The organism is Sedimentibacter sp. B4, assembly GCF_000309315.1.
In the GTDB taxonomy this organism is placed as follows: Bacteria; Bacillota; Clostridia; order Tissierellales; family Sedimentibacteraceae; genus Sedimentibacter; species Sedimentibacter saalensis.
Genome location: NZ_CANG01000038.1, coordinates 132,536 through 154,205 on the forward strand (window position 1 = coordinate 132,536; position 21,670 = coordinate 154,205).

The 21,670-nt window shown below is 35.3% G+C and carries 13 protein-coding genes and 1 pseudogene; 2 read left to right on the forward strand and 12 right to left on the reverse strand.

Features of this window, described 5'->3' with window-relative positions; genetic code table 11:
* Window positions 1-31: 31 nt before the first annotated feature.
* Complete coding sequence (locus BN358_RS07825) at window positions 32-4,774, reverse strand: S-layer homology domain-containing protein (protein ID WP_019228673.1); 4,743 nt, start codon at window positions 4,772-4,774, stop codon at window positions 32-34.
* Window positions 4,775-5,250: 476 nt separating this feature from the next.
* On the opposite strand from BN358_RS07825, the gene BN358_RS07830 reads away from it, so the two are divergent.
* Window positions 5,251-6,990 (forward strand): ABC-F family ATP-binding cassette domain-containing protein, encoded by a 1,740-nt coding sequence (locus BN358_RS07830; protein ID WP_019228674.1) that lies wholly within the window; start codon window positions 5,251-5,253, stop codon window positions 6,988-6,990.
* A 186-nt stretch (window positions 6,991-7,176) separates the two neighbouring features.
* Here the strand turns inward: BN358_RS07830 and BN358_RS07835 are convergent, their stop codons facing one another.
* The 3 genes from BN358_RS07835 to BN358_RS07845 all read right to left on the reverse strand — a co-directional run bounded on the left by BN358_RS07835 (window position 7,177) and on the right by BN358_RS07845 (window position 11,413).
* Entirely contained in the window at window positions 7,177-7,860 is a 684-nt protein-coding gene (locus BN358_RS07835; RefSeq protein ID WP_019228675.1) for a glycosyltransferase family 2 protein, read from the reverse strand.
* Window positions 7,861-7,931: 71 nt separating this feature from the next.
* Window positions 7,932-9,224, reverse strand: a complete 1,293-nt coding sequence (locus BN358_RS07840) for a hypothetical protein (RefSeq protein WP_019228676.1) — start codon at window positions 9,222-9,224, stop codon at window positions 7,932-7,934.
* Between the two features lie 98 nt (window positions 9,225-9,322).
* The gene (locus BN358_RS07845; RefSeq protein ID WP_019228677.1) at window positions 9,323-11,413 is read right to left on the reverse strand and encodes an Ig-like domain-containing protein; all 2,091 of its coding nucleotides are present in this window, start codon (window positions 11,411-11,413) and stop codon (window positions 9,323-9,325) included.
* Between the two features lie 272 nt (window positions 11,414-11,685).
* Here BN358_RS07845 and BN358_RS27475 point away from each other — a divergent pair.
* Window positions 11,686-11,808: pseudogene (locus BN358_RS27475) on the forward strand (IS256 family transposase); the annotation flags it as partial.
* Between the two features lie 84 nt (window positions 11,809-11,892).
* On the opposite strand, the gene BN358_RS07850 reads toward BN358_RS27475, so the two are convergent.
* From BN358_RS07850 to ptsP, 8 genes are all read right to left on the reverse strand, one after another.
* The gene (locus BN358_RS07850) at window positions 11,893-14,136 is read right to left on the reverse strand and encodes a U32 family peptidase (RefSeq protein WP_019228678.1); all 2,244 of its coding nucleotides are present in this window, start codon (window positions 14,134-14,136) and stop codon (window positions 11,893-11,895) included.
* A 346-nt stretch (window positions 14,137-14,482) separates the two neighbouring features.
* Window positions 14,483-15,679, reverse strand: a complete 1,197-nt coding sequence (locus BN358_RS07855) for a GGDEF domain-containing protein (protein WP_019228679.1) — start codon at window positions 15,677-15,679, stop codon at window positions 14,483-14,485.
* Between the two features lie 168 nt (window positions 15,680-15,847).
* The gene (locus tag BN358_RS07860) at window positions 15,848-16,054 is read right to left on the reverse strand and encodes a hypothetical protein (protein WP_019228680.1); all 207 of its coding nucleotides are present in this window, start codon (window positions 16,052-16,054) and stop codon (window positions 15,848-15,850) included.
* A gap of 258 nt (window positions 16,055-16,312) precedes the next feature.
* On the reverse strand, window positions 16,313-16,717 hold the full coding sequence (locus BN358_RS07865) for a GFA family protein (protein ID WP_019228681.1): 405 nt from the start codon (window positions 16,715-16,717) through the stop codon (window positions 16,313-16,315).
* Window positions 16,718-16,984: 267 nt separating this feature from the next.
* Window positions 16,985-18,340 carry a 23S rRNA (uracil(1939)-C(5))-methyltransferase RlmD gene (gene rlmD, locus BN358_RS07870; protein WP_019228682.1) on the reverse strand — a complete coding sequence of 452 codons (1,356 nt, stop codon included), beginning with the start codon at window positions 18,338-18,340 and terminating at the stop codon, window positions 16,985-16,987.
* A 20-nt stretch (window positions 18,341-18,360) separates the two neighbouring features.
* Window positions 18,361-18,864, reverse strand: a complete 504-nt coding sequence (locus BN358_RS07875) for a PaaI family thioesterase (protein ID WP_019228683.1) — start codon at window positions 18,862-18,864, stop codon at window positions 18,361-18,363.
* Window positions 18,865-18,965: 101 nt separating this feature from the next.
* Window positions 18,966-19,547 carry a flavodoxin family protein gene (locus BN358_RS07880; protein ID WP_019228684.1) on the reverse strand — a complete coding sequence of 194 codons (582 nt, stop codon included), beginning with the start codon at window positions 19,545-19,547 and terminating at the stop codon, window positions 18,966-18,968.
* The gene (ptsP, locus tag BN358_RS07885) at window positions 19,540-21,297 is read right to left on the reverse strand and encodes a phosphoenolpyruvate--protein phosphotransferase (RefSeq protein WP_019228685.1); all 1,758 of its coding nucleotides are present in this window, start codon (window positions 21,295-21,297) and stop codon (window positions 19,540-19,542) included. The genes BN358_RS07880 and ptsP overlap by 8 nt, the downstream gene beginning before the upstream one ends.
* Between the last annotated feature and the right edge of the window lie 373 nt (window positions 21,298-21,670).

The following is a 21,670-nucleotide window of genomic DNA, read 5'->3' on the forward strand; positions in this document are numbered from 1 at the left end:
AACTACGCCATGGAGATTAACTATTTATAATTTAATCTGCAAGTTGGCGATATAAAAATGTTACAATATGTGCACGCAAACATGGGTCATCCGGACTATAATTTACTTCGGAAGTGCCATAGGTAATGCCCTTTTCCACTGCCCATAATATCGCATCGTAATAATACGTACCATCGTTGATATCAATATATGGATTTGCATATGTAGATTCATGCCTACCATCCAAACGCCATAAAAAGCTCACTACCTGTCCTCGAGTCACCTTATCTTCCGGTGAAAATTTAGTAACACTTGTTCCTTCAGTCACACCATTTTCCTCTGCCCAAAGAACAGCCTTGTAATAATAAGAATCTTTATCCACATCACAAAAATTAGAATTAGTTAATTTTGTCTCAGGCTTTCCAACTGTTCTCCATAAGAAAGTAACCATCTGAGCTCTCGTAGTAATCATTTCAGGGCTAAATGTATTAGGGCCAGTACCGCTTGTGATACCTTCTTGAACCGCCCACATAACCGCATCATGATAATATGAATTCTCAGCTACATCTATAAAAGGATTTGTTTCCTCTTTAGGTATCTCAACCCACTTAGCATATACTGTGGTGTTTTTATTAAGGTTAATTTCTGCAACCTTATAAGTTAACGCTTCATCGTTATACCATCCATTAAATTCAAAACCTGCTCTAGTCGATTTATATTCACTTAAATTAATTACTGTTACTGAAGACTTAGAAACATCAGAAATCTTTGAACCACCATTTGTTTCAAAAGTCAATTTATAGCTAATGCTTTGATTACTTCCTCCAGAATTACTGCTTGAGTTATTTATTGTAAAAGTTGTGCTCTTTGTTCCAGCATAATTGCTGCTATTTTTTGCAGTAACAGTTACTGTTGCTTCACCAGCGTTAATATTATTAGAAGCAGTTATGTCATAATTGCTGCTGTCAACTATATGGCTGCCAGAATCCAAAGTCACAATCACATTTTCTTTAGCAGGAATATGAGCTGTTCCATTGTATGTATATGTACCTAAAACAGCAATCTCAGATTCTGCTAAATTACTTTGGAACGTAGCAGGTCCGATAAAGGCACCCAGTAATGTAACAGGTTCATTATTTTCGTCTGATACGCTCAAGCTGCCGCCGGTTGATACAAGGCTCCAATATCGATATTGTCCGTACCCACTGTCAATACCAAGTACAGAAGTAATCTCTCTTCCATCAGGAATGCCTGGCAAAGAAATAACATCACTTTGTTCTTTTAAGCCAGTTTTATCTACTATACAAAATGGAGCCACTGAACCGTTTGTAATTAACTTGCTTCCGGTTTCTACCTCTAGCTTACCATCAATAATATATACACCATATTCACAATTTGTAGTGAGGCTTGAGCCACCTCTAACGCTCACACCAGTTTGAGCAAACACACCAACTGAGTCTTTTGAACTGGCTATTAATGATGCTCCATCATAAATATTTACAGTATCACAATAAACTGCAGATCCATAAGAATTTATAACATTCACCACTGTTCCATTACCTAAAACATTCAGTGTACCATCCACACCACCACTAGCACCTATATTAATTTGACCATTAACAGTGACATTTGCTCCATCTGATATAGTTATTGTATCTCCGTTCGTTCCCCCGCCATGAATACCATTAACCATTAGTGATGCAGAGCCTATGATGCGTATATCACACGCTTCACCTTCTTTTCCATCTAATATACCACTTATAATGCTATTTGATATATTGTCTATAACAGTTCCGGCAGGTAATATTATATTTCCAGAAATATATGCATTACCAAGCTTCAGAGTCTTACTTTCTACATCCCATTCATAGCCGTCATTTTCTAATGTTGCATTACTATGGTCTTCAGCACCTGATAAATCAATATCACCAGTAACAACCTTCAATGCTATTCCGTCATTTGTATAGGTTTCCCACGTTTCAGGGTATCCATGGTTATCATATGCTGTTGTTACCCTCACCACACCTGAGCCTGATAAAGGTAATGCTTCAATTTGCTCCTCTGTAGTACCAATTGGCAGTGTTATATAGTTGTTGTTAATAATAGATGCACCATCACCGATTAATAAATCATCAAGTGTTGCACCACTGTGAAACTCCAGATTTCCATATTCCTTAAGTGTGAAAACTGCACCTGATAACAGCACCCACTTATTGGATGGACTTACATAAAATCTAGCATCTTCGCTCAATATGTAGTTACCATAAATTGTATTAGTTGTAATCATATCTACTGTTTTATTATACATTGTGTTAAGTGTTGCACCACTATTAACAGTCAAGTTAGCATTCTCATTTCTGTTATTAAAAATGTTAGCATTTAATATGCCACTGCCTTCAATTATTACAGAAGCAGGTGCATTTATTGTACCTATTGTATTTTCACCTTCTAAATAAACTGTCAACGGAATCTCTGGCAGAGTAAACTCCCCATAAATTTCCACATTGTGCAAACTCAGCTTAGCTTGTGTTTCTCCCGATGAAGGCGTAAAGATAAAATATCCGTTGCTTGTTTCATAATAAGTTGCTTCAGTTGGCGGCTCAGAAATAGTTAAATCATAGTCCACCTTTCCGCCATAGGCATAAATATTGTTATTGACAAAAATTCTATATTTATTTTCTACGCTATCGTGCAGCCATATAGTTCCTGTAAGATTTAAAGCCTTAATTTGCTGAATAGTGTAATTGTAAGGCAGAACTATTGTACCATTATTTACAATCTGTCCGTTAATGGCTATGGAGTCCGTTTCATCCATCCAAAAATTTCTTCCCTCGGGTATGGTCACAATTGCACCTTCGGCAATTATAGCATCTCTGTACAGACTACTAAAACCTGGCATGACTGTCATATTTCCGTAAACAGTATCAGTATTTTGAGATGTATTATCATTTCTTACCGATACTACACTGTTCAGGGTCACATCAGCACCATCTGCAAAGGAAAAGGAACCGTCATCAAGCATGATGTCACCTGCTGCGCCGTCTACAGTCAGGACACCGCTTCCAGTCAGAGTAACGTGACTCCCCAAGTAACCTATGCCATCACCATTGGATGACTTAATACTATTTGTTCCTTCAACCTCTAGGATAATATTACCTGTGGGCAATGCAATACCCTCATTTTCCATTCCGATTGCGAAATTGATAGGTGGTGTAACATTGATAATGGTTGCATTATGCAAAAGCAATGTAGCCGAAATTTCTCCTGCGGCAGGTGTGAATAGCACATAGCCGTCCCCCGCCTTGTAATATGTACTTTGTGATGGGGTATTGGTACTCAGGTTCAAGCCATAAGATGCATCATCGCCGTTCTTTTCTGCACGTAGCATACCCGTAGAAATAGCATTGGTGCCTTTTAAATTAATTGCCCCTACAATTAATCCCGAGTCTCCTATAGAGACCGTGATGTCACTGTTCACATTTAAGCCGTAGATAGCATGTGCGGCATTGGGGCCTGCTATAATCATAACCTTATCTGCCTTAATGTTCACATCTCCATATGAATTAATAACATCCCTGCCGTTATGTCCTCCTGAAACATATACTTCAGAGCAATTACCTCCGCTAGGGTTCGTAATCGTCAGTGCCCCACCATTGAAAGTATATCCAGTGGTGGTGTTTGTTACATACACCTTATTCGCCTTGATGGTTGCGGTTCCGTAGCTCTCTATTCCATATGGGCCCTTTGCCTCTAACTTTTTACCTGCTGTGATGGCAAGGGTGTAATTATTACTTCCTGCTATGATGCTGTTACTAATTGAATTCAGAAGCATATCTCCTGACGGTGCAGACAGCGCAACTGAGGTTCGAGCGCCTTCAATGGCCTTATAATAACCGTTGATGGTTAAGTTGCCTGTCTCTGAGGTGACAGAAGCCTCCTTACTCTGTACTGTTCCAGTCAGTGTTACATCGTTCTTTGCAGAAACATTGACAGAATAATCCGTGGCATGAATAGCGTATTCTTTTCCCTTCACAAAAATTGCACCATTTGGAGCAGCAACAGTGACATTGCCGCCTGTTTGAATACCATATTGACCACTGCCAGTGGAGTGAATATCGCCGTCTGTAGCAGTAAGAGATGCGGTATTTGCGTAAAAATAATATCCCTCTGCTTCAATGCTTTTTGCAGTTACTAAAAGTCTTCCACCGGTACTGACCATCTGCCAGGTAGAAGCTATGTTCAAATTGCCTGTGGTATTAATGTTCACTTCTCCTAGACCGTTGACATTAATGCCGTAATTGCCCTTTAGAGTAAGGTCTCCTTCACCGGTTATTGTCACATTGTTGCCGGTTGACATGAATATTGCATTGCCATAAGAAGTTTCATTGGTTCCTACTTGATTTGCTGTACCCTCTAATGCAATATCTAAATCGCAATTATATGCTTTGATTGCATGAGTAGTTGCATCTCCAGTGTTCTTAATTATTGCATTTTTAAGTGTAATAGCTGCACCAGTTGTGCTGTCAGCGCTAGCAAATATAACGTGGATATTCCAGTTATCAGCACTTGCCCCCTCAGTAATGACATTTCCACTTGAATCAGTCGTAGCATACCAGTCATTGCTATTTACTGTAACACCACCAATAATGACCTCTGAGGGTCCTTCAGCTGCCAGCACTGATATCGGAAACTGACCCATTGCCATGCAAAAGCATAACAAGATACTTAAGATTTGTTTTGTTAAAGTATTTTTCCTCATAATATTTTTCCTTCCTTTGAAAGCAGAAGGCAACATGCTACTGCTTCCCGTAATTGTGCGTATGACAGAAGACGCCCCAATTAATCCAAGAAAGTTTCGCATAATGCAACATTCGTCTCCCCCTTTTTTTATTTAACAAAAATTACTACCAAATCTATTCCAAAATAGTTTGATAGTTTTTTAAAAGTATCATTTTATCATGCAATTTTCAAGGTGTTATGAACAAGCGGTCAAAAATCTGCACAAGTGGTTATTTTTCGATCTAATTTGCATTTGCCTTGATATAAAGAACCTTACTCATATATTCTCCTTATTTTTTATTTTATTTTTGACATGAAAAGTTTTAATATGAAATGATTGAATTTTGTCATAAAAAATGTTATGCTATCCACGGTAAACAAAAAACATCATAACTGCATTATAATGAATTACAAAATTGCAATTGGGAAGATTATATATTGAAGAACTTATTTTTATAAGCTCTTTTTTAGATGATAAAGAAAGGTAATAATATGATAAAAGTTGAAAACTTGTCCTACTCATTTCCACAAAAAAATCTATATAATAAGATTTCATTTACATTAGAAGATGGTCAGCATTGCGCTTTTATAGGCACAAGTGGAAGTGGAAAAAGCACACTGATAGATATAATTATGGATCCAGAGAAATATATGTTTGATGGAAAGTTAGAAATAGACCCAAACTGTAGAATTGGGTATGTAAGTCAGTTCTCACAACTAGACAAACCAAAAGAAACTACTGTTTTTGAATATATAGGCGAAAAATTTATTAATCTACAAAATGAAATAACATCCATTTGTGCTGAAATGGAAACATCATCGGATATAGATACTTTGCTAGAAAAGTACCAACAAGCACAAGACGCGTTTGATGCAATTAATGGAGATGAATTTGAAAGCAACATTAATAAAAAACTAAATCTTGCAGACTTAAGTAATCATAAGGGTCTAATGATATCTGAGCTTAGTGGTGGCGAATTTAAACTTGTTCAAGTTATTAAGGAAATGCTTAATCGTCCTGACTTAATAATTATGGATGAACCGGATGTGTTTTTAGACTTTGAAAATATTAATTCGCTTAAAAACCTAATTAATTCTCACAAGGAAACAATTTTAGTTATTACTCACAACAGATATCTATTGAATCATTGTTTTAATAAAATTTTACACCTTGAAAACATGGAACTTCAGGAATTTGATGGAACATATATTGATTATAACTTCTCATTACTGCAAACTAAAATTGAGTTACAAGAGCTTGCTGCTGCTGATGATGAAGAAATCAAGAGAAACGAGCTTTTAATCAATAAATTAAGATTTATTGCAACTGAACTTTCTGATTCTTCTAAAGGAAGAGCTTTAAAAGCTAGAGTTAAAATTCAACAACGATTAATGGAACGTAGGATTAAAGCGCCTTTCGTAGATATTAAACAGCCGGATATCCGTCTAGCTACTGATAACAAAATCGAAGGAGACATTGCTTTAAAAGTTAATGATTACAGTGTTGCTTTTGATGAAACACTTTTAGAAAATGTCAATTTTGAGATTAAATCTACTGATAAGGTAGCACTTATTGGTCCGAACGGTACAGGAAAAACAACTTTATTAAAAGATATCTATAAAAATGATAATGATTCCATTGAAATAAATAGTGGCGTTAAAGTTGCTTATTTATCTCAAAATCAAGGAGAAATACTAAACGAAAGAAATACAATACTTGAAGAGTTTGCAGATGTTGGATTTGAAACTTATCAAGAAATCAAATCATATCTTTCAAACTATTGTTTTAATGATAAACTAATTGATCAAAAGATAGGTTCCTTATCTGGCGGAGAAAAAAATATACTGCAATTGGCCAAAGTTTCAGCTAGTAACGCTAACATGCTGCTTCTTGATGAACCCACAAGCCATTTGGACACCTATTCACAAATAGCACTTGAAAAGGCCATACAAAATTATAACGGTGCAATTCTGATGATTTCTCATGATTACAACTTTATAGTAAACTGTATGGATTATGTTTTAATGGTTGAAGATAAGACAATTAGAAAAATGAGCATGAGAAAATTCAGACAGATGATTTATGCAAAACATTTTGATAAAGACTATTTAGAAATTGAACAAAAGAAAAAATCTGTGGAAACAGAAATAGCAATAGCTTTAAAAAACACTGATTTTGAGCTTGCGAAAACTTTATCTAAAAAATTAGAAGAGCTAATTAAGTTACTTTAAATATTGTATTGATGAATTTATAAGAAAATTAATCAGTTGAGCAGTAGTGTTAAAACATCCTGCTCTTTTTTATATTTATTTAGGAGTATAATATTAAAGTGAATCTTTTCGTATAATACGTTATTATTTTTAATACTCTTTCTTTGCCTCAGATTTGCCCGGAGAGTTTCTAAGATTTTTAACTCTCTAATGTTTAATATCCCTTAACATTAAAGTCAAATGTCTCCATCCATCCCTAAAGGTTCGAATATGAGACCTACTGTTTCTACCGTCTTTACTAAGTACTGTCGGTATTACCTTAATCTTATAGGGACTTCTAGCAAAAGCCCCTATCATTTCTGTTGCAAACTCCATGCCCTCGGTTTCTAGTTTTAGTTCAAGAATAGCTTTCCTGTTAAAACCTCTTAGCCCACAGTGAAAATCTCCAACAGGCACTTTATAAACCATTCTTCCTATATAAGATAGCAAAGGCACTCCAAAGTAACGATGAAGTATTGGCATAGCACCCTTTTTAATACCACCACTAAACCTGTTGCCTATAACAAAGTCGTTACTTGCTCTTAAGGCTTCTAAAAAAGGCTCCAGATGTAGAAAATCATAGCTCATATCACAGTCTCCCATGATAATGTATTTGCCTCTGGCTGATTCAATTCCCCCTCTTAAGGCATTCCCATATCCTTTTAAAAGCACGTGTACCACTCTTGCACCTAAATCTTGTGCCAGTTGCTGTGAGCCATCGGTACTGCCATTATCTGCAATAAGTATCTCCGCCGAAAGTTTATTGTCTTTGATAAACTTCTGTGCCTGCTGTATACACAGTCCCAATGTCTGTCTTTCATTTAGACAAGGCATTAATATTGTAAGTTCCATACACATCTCCTTATTTCTTTACTATCTTATTCTTCTTGATTGTAGGTTTACTTGTAATCTACAAATAGTTTCTAATGCTTCAAAAATTTAAAAGTCAAGGTTTTATCTAAACAAAATAAAAAATAGTAACTTACTGCTATTACAGATACTAGCTGTGCCCTATAAGTAAAAAAGTAATGAAGGTAACTATGATTGCTTAGCACAACATAACGAACATAAGGTATCAGCCCTATTAAAAGCAGTAGTTTTAAAAACCACTGTTTTTTAATCTTTCCTCCATAAAAAATCCATAAACAAGAAAGCACAAACCATATTCCTATAAATAAAAGAAATACTTGCCTATAAGTTTTACCAAACTGCATAGGAAACAGTAGGGCTATATTTCTAAACAATGCACCTAATAGTTGTTGCACACCCCCACCTGTCGCCTCGCCTATCATTCTAAGCTCAGCCTGCTCAAAGGCTTCTATGAAAGTATTTCTTCCAAGTACTAAACTACTTATGCCCCATTTTGAAAGCCACATAATTCCATAACCTAGAACCCACAATACTCCTGACTTTAGGGTAAGAATACACCCCTTTTTAAAATCTGTTAACTCCCCTTTTTCAAAGCTTAAACATAACAAAAAAAGAATTGGGACAGTAAATGTCAATGTCTCTGTTGTTAAAAAATCAAAAAAACATGTTATGCTACCTATAAGGAAAAAAGCAGGGAACAACTGCTCAATTGTTTTTTCTTCAGAGAGCATTATTGCAATGAGAAATATCATCATAATGATAAAAGTACTTGTATACTCTATAGAAAAAGGAACTACCCACACTCCCACAAATACCATACCAATGACAAAAGACAGCAGCAAAATCTTGTGATGATTTTTGTACAATAACCAACTCAAACCTACAATAAGCCCTGTTATAACAATTGCGCCAAGTAGTCGAATGCCTCTAATATCTAAAAACATTAATAAAATCTTGATAAATATTATGCTACCATGCCAGTAACGGGTATAAGGTGTATTGCCCTTTTTTTGTTCCATAACCGATAGTTTATAAGCTTCATTAACATTTAAAGTAGGCTCATTGTAGTAATTTGTCTCCAAAGCCGACTTTAACGGTTGTTTTTCATCCAAACTATAAGCAATACTTAGACTGATGGTATCCGCATAGTTATCTACCATAGTCGATTTTTGTCCATTTAGTATAGGCGTAAACAGTGATTGTTCGTTAAGATACACGGCTGAAGCTTCTGACTTTTTTTGTATGCTTAATCTAGGTATAAGGGTAGACAGCACCAAAAGCAAAAGCCCTATACCCAAAACCAAGCCATATAATAAAACATATTTAAATAGTTTTTTGATATACATCTTGTCACCTTCTTAGGTTAGAGTAAAACTATGTATTTAAGAGAAAGGACTGTAGGCTAGAGAGTAAATAAAGTTTACAATCCTTTCTCTCTAAAGCTTTATCGACTTAATTTAGCATCTAATCTTGTTAATATCGTCATCATCTCAGCTCTAGTTAATACTTTCTTTGGTGACATAGTATCATCACCAGTACCGTATAATAATCCTGTACTTAAGCAAAACTCTATAGCCTCTTTATACTGAGATTCATCAATATCCTTCATACCAAATTCTTGTCCCTTTATGGGCTCAAGGTAGTCTTTTGTCAATTCAAACAATATTTGTGCCAATAATTCACGAGTAATCGGTTGCTCTTCAAGTTCCATAATCGTTTCAACTGTCTTTTCATCTAACTTAGCGCATATAGAAGCCATATAATAATATGCCCAGTGGTCTTTGTCTTTTAAATATTTATCTACGGTACTTCTTGGAAGTTTATTGTAGGTACTGTCGTTTTTAAGTAGAATTCTATTTAAAAATGTTAATGTATCCGCTGACTGTAATGCTTGATCTGGTGCAAATATACCCTCCGGAAGGCCTGATGCAAAGCCTTCATTAGCTGCTTTAATTATATTATCTTTTGCCCAGTGGCTAGTTATATCCTTAAAGTTTGGATTTTTTACAGGTTCTAGGGAAACATACTTTATCATAGCCTTAACATCTATACCAAAAGTTTTCTTCATGAGCTCAGGATTATTTACTAAGGTTTTAAGATATTCTATTGTAAACTTATGGTCTGTTAGTGTATCAAACATTTCTACTGTTAACCCTTTACATTCTAGAAGTGTATAAGGCAAATATTCTTTTAAATTGTTTACTATATCCATTCTATCTGCTGCTGATAATGCTTGAAAAGGATCCACCGGTTTTGATTGTGAACTGCTGCCGCCTGTGCTGTCATCATCATCATTGTCTGCCGGTGCAGTGATTGTAATTATTTTAGTTCCATATATATTAGGATTTGACACAGATATTGCTGTTACGGTTACTGCACCTATTGCTGTTGCAGTAAGCACACCATTATTATCTATGGTTGCATTTCCTGTTCCTGGTGTTACACTCCATGTAACACTTTTAGTGGTTGCATTTTCCGGTGTAATCGTTGCACTCATATTTAAGGTGCCGCCATTTACAATACTGGTTGCATCATTGGCTGAATTTACCACTATGCCACTTACAGCTATCAATTGTGGTGTTATCTCTATATCTTTCGTTCCATATACAGTATTATTTGACACAGATGTTGCTGTTACAGTTACTGTGCCTACTGCTGTTGCTGTGAGCACACCATCATTATCTATGGTTGCATTTCCTGTTCCTGGTGTTACACTCCATGTAACGTTTTTATTGGTTGCATTTTCCGGTGTAATCTCTGAACTCATATTTAAGGTACTGCCATTCATAACAGTTGTAGCATTATTTTCAGAACTTACCTCTACACCAGTTACAGGTATGTCTTCAACATTAATTGCAAAATCTTTAAATGTGCCAAATCCATCTTCTGCTAAAGCTCTTACACGGTACTCTCCTGCTTCCTTAACTTTAAGAATTTTGGCACCGGTACTTGGATCGTCTGTAAGGGTAGCCTTATCTGTTTCATGACCATGACTATCATATACTGCCCAAGCCACTGCCTTATTATATGCATCGTCTGGAGAAGCCGTTGCTGTCATTTGAAAACACTTGTATAAGGTCTCACTGCTGGTAACGTCAGGTAACGCTTGACTGCTTATATCTATTGATGTTACACGTTTTACCCAATTGGGTTCTAATTGAAACTCAAACTCGTCGCCCGATCTGAATATGACAAAAATTTCCCAATTAAGAAAATTATACCCCGAATCTATCTTTTCCTGGTAAGCTGTTGCCGCCGCTGGAATATCCTCTATGCTTAAAATTGGGGTATTTATATCCCTAATATCCGCTATTGCATTCCATTCATCTACTTCATACCAAAAATAAAAAATTTTTACACTTTCATTGTTCGTCAATAGTTTATCCCCTGGCACAACATAACCACAATTATAACTATCACCTTGTTTAATATCACTAAAGTCATAAGTTGTTGCAAAGACTTCTACTGCCGGCAGCTGAATCCATACCATTACAAAGGCAAGTATCCATGCTAATAATTGCTTCTTTCTGTTCATTCTTACGCTCTCCTTTTCTTGTTATAAGTCCCACAAGGGACGATTTTCGATTTAAACCTCATAATCTCAAATCATTAGGAACCATCCATGACTTGATTAACACAAGGAATCCATAAAATAAAAATCATAAATTCAATTTTACTATCACACTAACCATCCTCTTCGTTCTTTAGATTGAATTCGATTTATCATTGTAGCTGTATTCTTTTTCTTTTTCAATAATTTTGAACTGAGTGGTCATTTTTTTGACCAAGAGGCAGAATGAATATCGCCTGTTGAAAGCCCTTTACCTAGCAACCTTTGAAGCTCCTAAAAAATGGACTGAGACACAAAGAAACTGGGGTAGAGTCTACGTGGGACTGTCTATTATGTATGAGGGAAGACCTCCTGAATAAACCGATAACACTGAAAAAAGCGACTCTCTTCAGAGCCGCTAATTGACATGTTAAAATTAATTTATTATAGTAATTAGTATTTTCCTACAAAATCTCTTTATTAAAATGTCCTCTTGTGTCTGTTTCCTGGTTAAAGACAGCTTTATCCACTCTGCCATTTAATTTGCTTAAAGCCTTATTAATGGTTTTCACAACCTGCTCGTTTGATTCAACTGTGAAGTTTAATCTGAATGCCTCGATTCCTTTTATGCTTTGTAGCTCATCTAAAAGATTAAGCGTCTTCCCATTAAGGATAGTCGTTGTACAATCATCATGAGAAATGATAGGGAACGTTCCTTGCTCATCTTTTAACTCATAGCTCTTTGTTTTGCAAATACCGCATTGATTCATTTTTTTCAGCGGACAATATTTTGTAAACATCAAAGGAGCCTTACCATATACAATCATTTCTAGTGCAGGATGGCCGTCATTTTCTTCACAATAGGCATTAATTAAATCTTCAATTTGTCTCTTATTCAATTCATAAGATAAAGTTACTCGCGCAGCACCCAATCTATATAATTCATAGCAACTGGCAGAATTAACAACATTTAGAGAATAGTCCGTAACAAAAGGATTAGTCTTTCTGTAGTGATAAATTCCGCCATATCCTCCGATTAGTAACTGACCTTCTTTTTCCTTATAATCGTTCTGGTTTCTCCTAATAATGTTCTCAAAATAGATTTCCTTAATTCCACAGCTAGCGCAAGCATCATACTGTTCCTTAGTCGTTACAGAGGCCGTAAGGTATGGATTTTGAGGGGCAAAGCTTATTTTTTCTTTTGCTTTTACTGTTTTGGTTCTTTTCTTATGGCTGTTAAGCTTTAAGTCATATAAGCCCTGTACAATATCTCTTCTTGCTGAATTCAACAGTTTAGCAGGAATAAATGCATTGCTTTCCTCAAAATCTACATGATTAAGTTCAAATATAGTATCATTTAATCTTGAAAATTGCTTTATTAACTGCTCTTTTGTTGTTGGATTATTAATTGCGACCCCTAGTATTTCCTCGCTTTCATATAAATAATTAAAGCCTAAGCCCGACCCATCTATGATAAGCTTTGAATCTGGATATGCATACACTCTAATATCTAGGTTAAACCGTTTAAATTCTTTTTCCAGTGATGATTCTAATTCTTTGTAATAGAAATAATCCTTCGTTATATATACTAAATCACCCTTAGACATCTTTTCTTTGAGTTTTATATAGCAGACATCATCTGCTTTGTTGATTAAATTGCCATCTTTATCGTACAGTTTTACAACAGTTAAATTAACATCTTCATTGTTATGACTTATTCTGATTGTATCGTTTTGATTTAAAGTACGTGTAAGTGTTATTTCATACATGTCTTTAACAATCTTGCTAATTCTTCCAATTTCATAACCAAAGTTATTAGGTCTTAAGATGTTTGTAATATCTTTCTTATCTTCGTGAAACAAATATCCTTTAGTAAATGTTCTATTGAATGTTTTGTTCAGATTTTCTTTATCTTCTTCGGTTATTTTATTATCTAAGGCCATGCGATATTTTGATACTACATTAGCAACATATGCAGGCTCTTTCATTCGACCTTCTATTTTTAAAGAATCAATTTCTTTTAAATCATTGATATAATCGACTGTGTTTAAGTCCTTAGTAGATAGAATATAGTTTTTCCCTAAAGACGTATCTGTTGTCTTATCAATTAGTTCATACTCCTTACGACATGAACCAACACATCTTCCGCGATTTCCGCTTCGATAGCCGATTAATCCAGACATTAGACAGTTTCCAGAATATGATACACATAAAGCACCGTGAACAAAAATTTCTAAAGGTATTTTAGCTATTCTTCTTATCTCTTTTACTTTTTCAATCTCAACTTCACGGGACAGAACAACTCTTTTAGCACCAAGTTCTTTAAATAATAAAGTCCCGTCTAAATCGTCTATTCCCATTTGAGTTGAGCAATGTGCTTCCATATCAAGAAAGTTTTTAACTATATAATCAAAGGCAGACAGATCCTGGACTATAATTCCATCAACACCGATTTCATTTAACACGTCCATCTGCTCTTTCATATCTTCAATTTCGTTTTCGAAAATGATGGTGTTCATTGTTACATAGATTTTAACATTCCTCAGGTGCGCATACGTAACAGCCTCTTTTAACGATTCAAAATCAAAATTAGATGAGTATGCACGTGCACCAAATTTTTGCATTCCTAAGTATATTGCATCACAACCATTAGAAATTGCAGCTTTTAAAGCTTCCATACTTCCTGCCGGAGCTAATAATTCAGTCATTTTTTCCTCCATATTACCGATATTTTGCTAAGCGCTTCGCCCTTCGCTTCTCTTGGCCTCCCGGGCATTACTGCCATAGGCGTTGTTGCATTGCTTACTTCGTCCCTTCGCTCCTCGTAAGAAATGCAATTGTTTCTACATGCCTTGAGTAGACAATAGTGATGTCATCTAAATCTTGTTTCCCCTTAACGGAAGGATAGATTAAATGTTACACTTAAATGTCATCAAGTTGGTAGTCAAAATCGCGTCTATGAACGATTATTTGTTGATTAAAATGTTTTTCAAGAGGCATTTTAAAATATAGTTTACAGATACTTGCAAGATTGAGTTCCTTCTCTGCACTAATTCATGAATTTATCTCGATCCGATTACGTCCGTTCTGTTTTGCTTCATATAATGCTATATCAGCACTCTTAATAAGTGTGCTCATCGTATATGATTCTTTCATTTCTGAACACCCTATACTAATCGTCATATTCTCTTTAATTTCACCATATTCTAATGTTTTAGCACCTATTATGTTTATAAGCTTTTGTCCAACCGATTGAGCTATCTGTAAATTTGAATCTCTTAAAACAATGAGAAATTCCTCACCACCCCATCTTCCTATTGAATCTGTAGCACGCAGATTCTGTTGTAAGAGTCTAGTAACCTCAATGATTACTTGATCTCCATAATCGTGACCATATTGGTCATTAAATCGCTTAAAATGGTCAATGTCGATCATCAAAATAGAAAACAATCGGTCATAGATTTCATAAATATTTATTTCTTCTTTCAATATATCTTCAATTTTCCCTCGATTATAGATTTTTGTTAGATTATCTGTATTAGCGAGATGCTGTGTTTTTACTAGAAGATCTCTTGTATAGTCGATTGATTGATCTAATTGGTATAGTAGTTTCATATGTATCATTTGGGTTATTGAAAATGTAAGATAAACCATAAGTAATAAACTAATCATTATGAGTATTGACTCACCTTGAAGTAAATAACTATAATCAAATAATCTAAAGTTACTCAAACCAATATAAGCTCTTGAACCGTGAATCAACACTAGCAGTGTATGAGCTATCATTACATGAACCGCAAACCTTCTATGTTTTCTGTCCGCTTTAAATAAAATGATGCAAATTGTGTGAATGAAAACAGGTAAAATCATAAGCGTAAACACTATAAGCCTAATTCTGGTGTTAGGATAAAATAGAGTAAAAATACTATATACGCAAATAAAGAGTATACTACTGAAAATATAATGAACATTTTGGATTTTTATGTTCATAAACTTTCCAACACCAAATAAAAGCAATATAGCACCAACATACATGAAGCTATTAGCTACAATGACAGAATAAATCGGAGATAAAACGGATTGAAGACTTGCTAGTGTAAGACCTATGGATTGGAATATGAAATCCATAAAAATGAGCAAAATACCACTATATTTATCCTTGATTCGATACCAAGCAAGGCCCAATATTAACGTACAAGTGTAATTTACAAACATATAGATTTTAATTGTTGTAAATAAATCAAAGTTCATAAAATAACCCTTTCATAAAATCCACTTATTTAACTTCTTTTACTGCTCGAAAACTCAGATAAATCTGTCCATCTATCTTTTTTTATCATATACACCACTATGATACACAATACTGTAGGACTGCTGTTCATACTGAATGAATCTGAGTTCCAATAAGATTAGGCCGATTTAATTATTAGGATAATCACCAAATAATCCAAGAACATTAAAGTATGCTCCGGAAAAGGACCTAACACTGGATAATGATAGTGTAATAATACACCAATCCACCAAGACGGGCAACACCAGGTATTTTCCATTTCCTAAATAAACTTGTACTCGGCGTTCGGTTAAACCCCATTTTTCAGCAGCTTCTTTTGTTTTGATCTGGTCCATGAACCACCTTATAGATTTTTATTGATGTACACTATATATTATAATCTTAGATTTTGCTGCTATTTTCGTTCAAGAAGACCAACTGTTTCCACGTGCAGTATCACATTACCCTTATACAATTTAACAAATTCAACGTCTGCAGGGGTAAATACTTATTTCCTATCCCCCATTGAAACTAAAGTGTCAGGTTCTATTGATGATCTCTTATCAATTGTTATCAAAATGCAAAACGCTTCTGAGGAATAACGATTCTTATTTTCATTCATTTGGGAGTTCTTCAAACTTTGGTACTTTCTCAAGCTCATTATCCCAATTTGCTTTGTTTGCATAATAGATATGTCCTTGCGGCTTTATGCTTATATCACTATCAATACTTCCTGCAGGAACGACCAGTAATTTTCCATCCATTTGTATATTTGGCAAAGCCGATCCACAATTAGTACAAAAACTTTTTATGTGCCCTTCTGAACGAAAATTAAAGGTTTTAGATTTTTCTTGACCAGACAGCCACCTTAGCTTGGCTGTAGAAGAAAACAGATTGGCTGCATGCGCTGAACCTGTATCTTTGCGACATCGCTCACAATGGCAAAGATAAAATTTTTCAAAATCTCCTTCTATTTCGTAAGTAACTTCACCACAAAGGCATGATCCTAAATATTTCATAATCAACTCCCCCTTATTAATAACTTTATTGCTTCATTAAAAAAATTACACTGTTACTTTATATTAGCTCATTTTCAACATTTTAATATAGCATTCTACTTACTACGCAATCTATCCATCAATAACTTATCTTTTGTTAAATCGTCCAACCATTTTCGCAAAACGCACTTTGAATAGGTTATCAGAAAGTACTATTTTTGTTTCCACAGACTAGAAACACATGAGAATATCTGATTGAGTATGAGCTGAAACCCTTGATTTTATACACTATTTTCTTTCCAGCAGACAGACCGTCTCCACATGCGGCGTCTGGGGAAACAAATCTACGCACTGAACTTTTACTACTTTGTAGCCGTTGTCTATGAAGACTGGAAGGTCATTTACCAGAGATGTTGGTTTGCATGAAATGTAGATGAAAGTTTCTGGTTTGTAGTCTATTATTTTTTGAATTGCTTTTGGATGAATTCCTTCTCTTGGAGGATCAAGGACTATTATATCCGGTTTATCCTGGAGCTCATCAATTTTTTTCAAGACGTCTCCTGCAATGAATGTGCAGTTGTCCAGTCCGTTTAATTTTGCATTTTCATTTGCCTTTTCTACAGCTTCTTCTACAATTTCTATTCCTATTACCTTCTTGGCTGTAGGTGCTAAAATCTGACCAATTGTACCTGTTCCTGAATAAAGGTCGAAAATTGTTTTGTCTTTTGTGGTGCCGATGAAATCTCTTGCAATTGAATATAATTTTTCTGCACCCAGTGAGTTTGTTTGGAAAAATGAAAATGATGAAATGTTGAAATGAAGTCCCAGAAGCTCTTCAGTTATTTTGTCTTCACCATAAAGAATTTTCATTTCTTCTGCTCTTGCCACATCCGCCACACCGTCAAATATGGAATGTGCAATGCATTTTACCTTGCTCTTCAGGTTCATGCCAAGAATTAAATCCACAAATTCCTGCTCGTTTAATGTTCCCTGGCTTGTGGTGATAAGATTTATTAAAATCTCTCCTGTTTTTTCTGTCTTTCTCACCAGCAAGTACCTTAAAAAGCCTATTTTTGATGTTTTATGGTAGTATGTTTTACTATTTCCTTGGAAATAATCCAGAATTTGACATAAAATCTGTCGATAATCTTCATCGACAATTTGGCACCCTCTGGTGCTTATTATGCTGTGGAAACTATTTTTTTTGTGCATTCCCAAAGATAAAGGGCCATCCTTTACTTCATCCCCAAAAGAAAACTCCATTTTGTTTCTGTATTCCGTTTGTTTGGGGCTTGAGACTATGGGAAGAAATTCATATGGTTCTTCAATAACGCTGTCTATTATTGACTTAACCTGTTCCTTTTTAAATTCAAGCTGCTTTTCATAAGGGATGTTCTGGTACGCACATCCGCCACAGACATTGAAATGTGAGCAGATTGGTTCTTGCTCATAATCAGCGGGCTCTACAACTTCAATTATTTTTGCTTCAGCGCTGTCTTTTCTTGTTCGGCTTATTTTAGCCAGGACCTTTTGCCCGGGAAAAGCACCTTTAATTTTTATTGTTTTTCCTTGGAATGTTACTTTTCCGGTGTTCGGAAAATTCATTCCTTCTATTGTTACTTCGATTATATCGTTCTTTTTCATTTGTACTCCTGTATGTTCGTTTAGTATTCCACTTCTTCCGGAGACGGTGTTTCATCATCTATCATAAGAGACATGTCTCCTCCTGTATCTTGAATTAATTTTTCAATCGGCATTTTTACATATTTTGCATATGCTGTTGCTGCAACAGTTCCGTCTTCTAAAAGAATTTCTCCTGTTCCTTCAAATATAAGCCTTGTGTTCCTTGTTATTCTTGCTGTTGCTTTTACTTGCTTGCTTAATGGAACGGGCTTTTTGTACTTGATGTTAAGTTCCACCGTCACTCCCCATGCATCAGGTTCAAGTATCATGATTGATCTTCCTATTACTTCATCCAGTATTGCTGATATTATTCCGCCGTGCATTCTGTCCGGATAGCTTTGATGTGTTGGAGTAGGCGTTGATATGGACATAAGTTCATTGTTTTCAAGTTCATAAAATTTTGTTTTCAAAGATTCATGGTTTTCAGTTCCGCATATGAAGCATCCCTTGCTGACCTGCTGTTTTCTTTTAACTTTATATTTCATTTCATTCCCTCTATTCTTTTAGCTGTAACTATATTAGCACAGCAGGATAAATCAGTCAAATCTATGAAAAACGACTTAACCTTGCGGCCAAGTCGTTTATATTAAAGTTCTAACAATCTTTCCGTCATGGCCTTTACAGCCATCAATGTAAATCCGCTGGGTCTCATGTTTGAATAATCTCCAACGTAGTGCAAAAGCCCGTAAGCCGGGAAACTTTGACCTGACACCAGGTTTGAAGGTACAGGAACATTTGTCATTCCCATGTGCTGTCCGAAAATATTGATTGCATTAAGACACATATCTCCTCCACCTTGCCCATTTGCACATGTGGAAAATGCAAACAGTTTTTTGCCCCAGAACTGTGCTCCCGTCCAATAAGGAGAGAATGCATCCATGAAAGATTTCATTGCTCCTGATACATTTCCGTAATATGTTGGCGAACCCATTAATATTATGTCTGAGTCCAGAAGCTTTTCAGGACTTGCTTCATCAATGCTGAGCATTTCGTTTTTGTACTGTCCTGCAATTGTAAATTGTTTTGCAAGCTCTTCAAGATTTGGGTCATTAACCCTTAACATCTTAACTTCTGCACCTTGGCTTTCAAATTCCTTGTAAAATTCTTTTGCCATAAGATAATTGTTGCCGCATACGCTGTGAAACACTATAGATACTTTTTTAGTCATTTGTCTTGCTCCTGATTTTACATCTTTTTAAATAGCTGTCATTTTCATCTGCAAACAAACAGCTTAAATAATCTTCAACTTCCACTGCATTTTCCAGATTCAGAGTGTTGTCTGCCACTTTTTCCATTTCTTTTTTCTTGAGCCCTCTTATAATATATCTGGACTTCAATACCGAAGGAGCATTCATGCTGAATTCATCAAGTCCCATTCCCAGAAATACAGGAATCAGTTTTGGATCTCCTGCAGCTTCACCGCACATTCCAACCCATATTCCTGCCTTGTGTGCATTTTCTATAATGCTTTTTATAAGTCTCAATAAAGCAGGATGGTACTGGCTGTAAAGGTGCGACAATTTTGAATTCATTCTGTCAACTGCCAATGTATACTGAATAAGATCATTGGTTCCAATGCTGAAAAAGTCAACTTCTCTGGCCAGCATGTCGGATATGATGGCAGCCGACGGGATTTCAATCATTATTCCTATTTCTATGTTATCCCTGAAAGACTTGCCTTCTTTCTTAAGCTCTAATTTTGCTTCTTCCAGGATTTTCTTTGCATCTTTTAATTCCTTCATGGTAGAAATCATAGGAAACATAATTTTCACGTTGCCGTAAATGCTTGCTCTTAAAATTGCCCTGAGCTGTGTTCTGAAAACATCTATGTTTCCCAGGCAAAGCCTTATTGCCCTATAACCCAGGAAAGGATTCATTTCCTTTGGTATGTCTATATAGGGAACGTTCTTGTCTCCGCCTATGTCAAGAGTCCTTATTATTACAGGCTTGTTGTTCATTCTTAAAAGAACTTCCTTGTATTCTTCAAACTGTTCGTCCTCAGTAGGAGACAGCTCTCTGTTCATGAAAATAAATTCGCTTCTGAAAAGACCTATTCCTTCAGCGTCATTTTCCAGGACCATGTCCACATCCCTGGGTGTTCCTATATTAGCAGATAACGAAACTTCGAATCCATCCTTTGTTACTGTTGAAAGACCTATTTGCTTCTTAAGTTCATTGCCTACTTCTTCTTCTTTTTCTTTTTTCTGCGTGTAATATTTTAATTGTTTCTGATTTGGATTTATCAGGACTTTTCCTGATTTTCCGTCACAAATAACAAAATCATTTGGCTTAATTTTGTTTGTAATATTTTCAAGCCCTACAACTGTTGGAATTCCCATTATCCTTGCAATTATTGCTGCATGGGATGTCTTTCCTCCCATTTCGGTTATCATTGCAGACACTTTCTTTTTATCTATCTGGGCTGTATCTGAAGGAGTCAGGTCCTTAGCTATGATTATGGAGTTTTCCTCTAATTTTGAATAATCCGTGTTATTTATGCCAAGCAGGATTTTAATGACTCTTGTCATTACATCTCTGATGTCATCGGCTCTTTCTCTTAAATATTCATCTTCTATATTTTCAAACAGCTTAATATAAGTGTCTGATGTTTCATTGATTGCAAATTCAGCATTTATGTTTTCATTTTTAATTCTTACTTCAACATCTGATGAAAAAGTGTCATCTTCAAGCATCATTTCGTGAGACTTGAAAATTTGTGCTTCTTTTTCACCGACTTCTTCCAAGGTTTTTAAATATAGTTCATTTAATTGGTTCTTCCCAATTTCCAAGGCATTTCTAAGTCTTTTTATTTCTGAATCTGTGTCAATGACATGCTTTCTTTCAATGTTCATTGCTTTTTTATCAATAATAAAAGCATTTCCAATTCCAATGCCTGGTGAGACACCTAAACCTTTCATCTACTCACAACCTTTCAGCTTAGTAATAACCAATATTAACGCAATGTAAACATAAATCTAGGTACAAAAACAAACTCTTCACCCAATTTATATAATTATATTACTAAAAACAATTCATTGTCAATCAAAATACTGCAATTTCAACATATTTTTGTGGTAAGGTTTTCACCGTTGAAACTATGGTTTTCCTTGTTTATGGGTAGTTGTATTAATTTAAAAAACAAAAACATTTCTTTTAAATTACATTTATACTATAATTAAAAATAGCAGCTATGCTGCTATAAGGTTGACATTCAACATTGTAGGGGAGGACCTCGTGTCCTCCCGCATATAACAAAATTATTGAATTAATTATACGGGCGGATACAAGGTC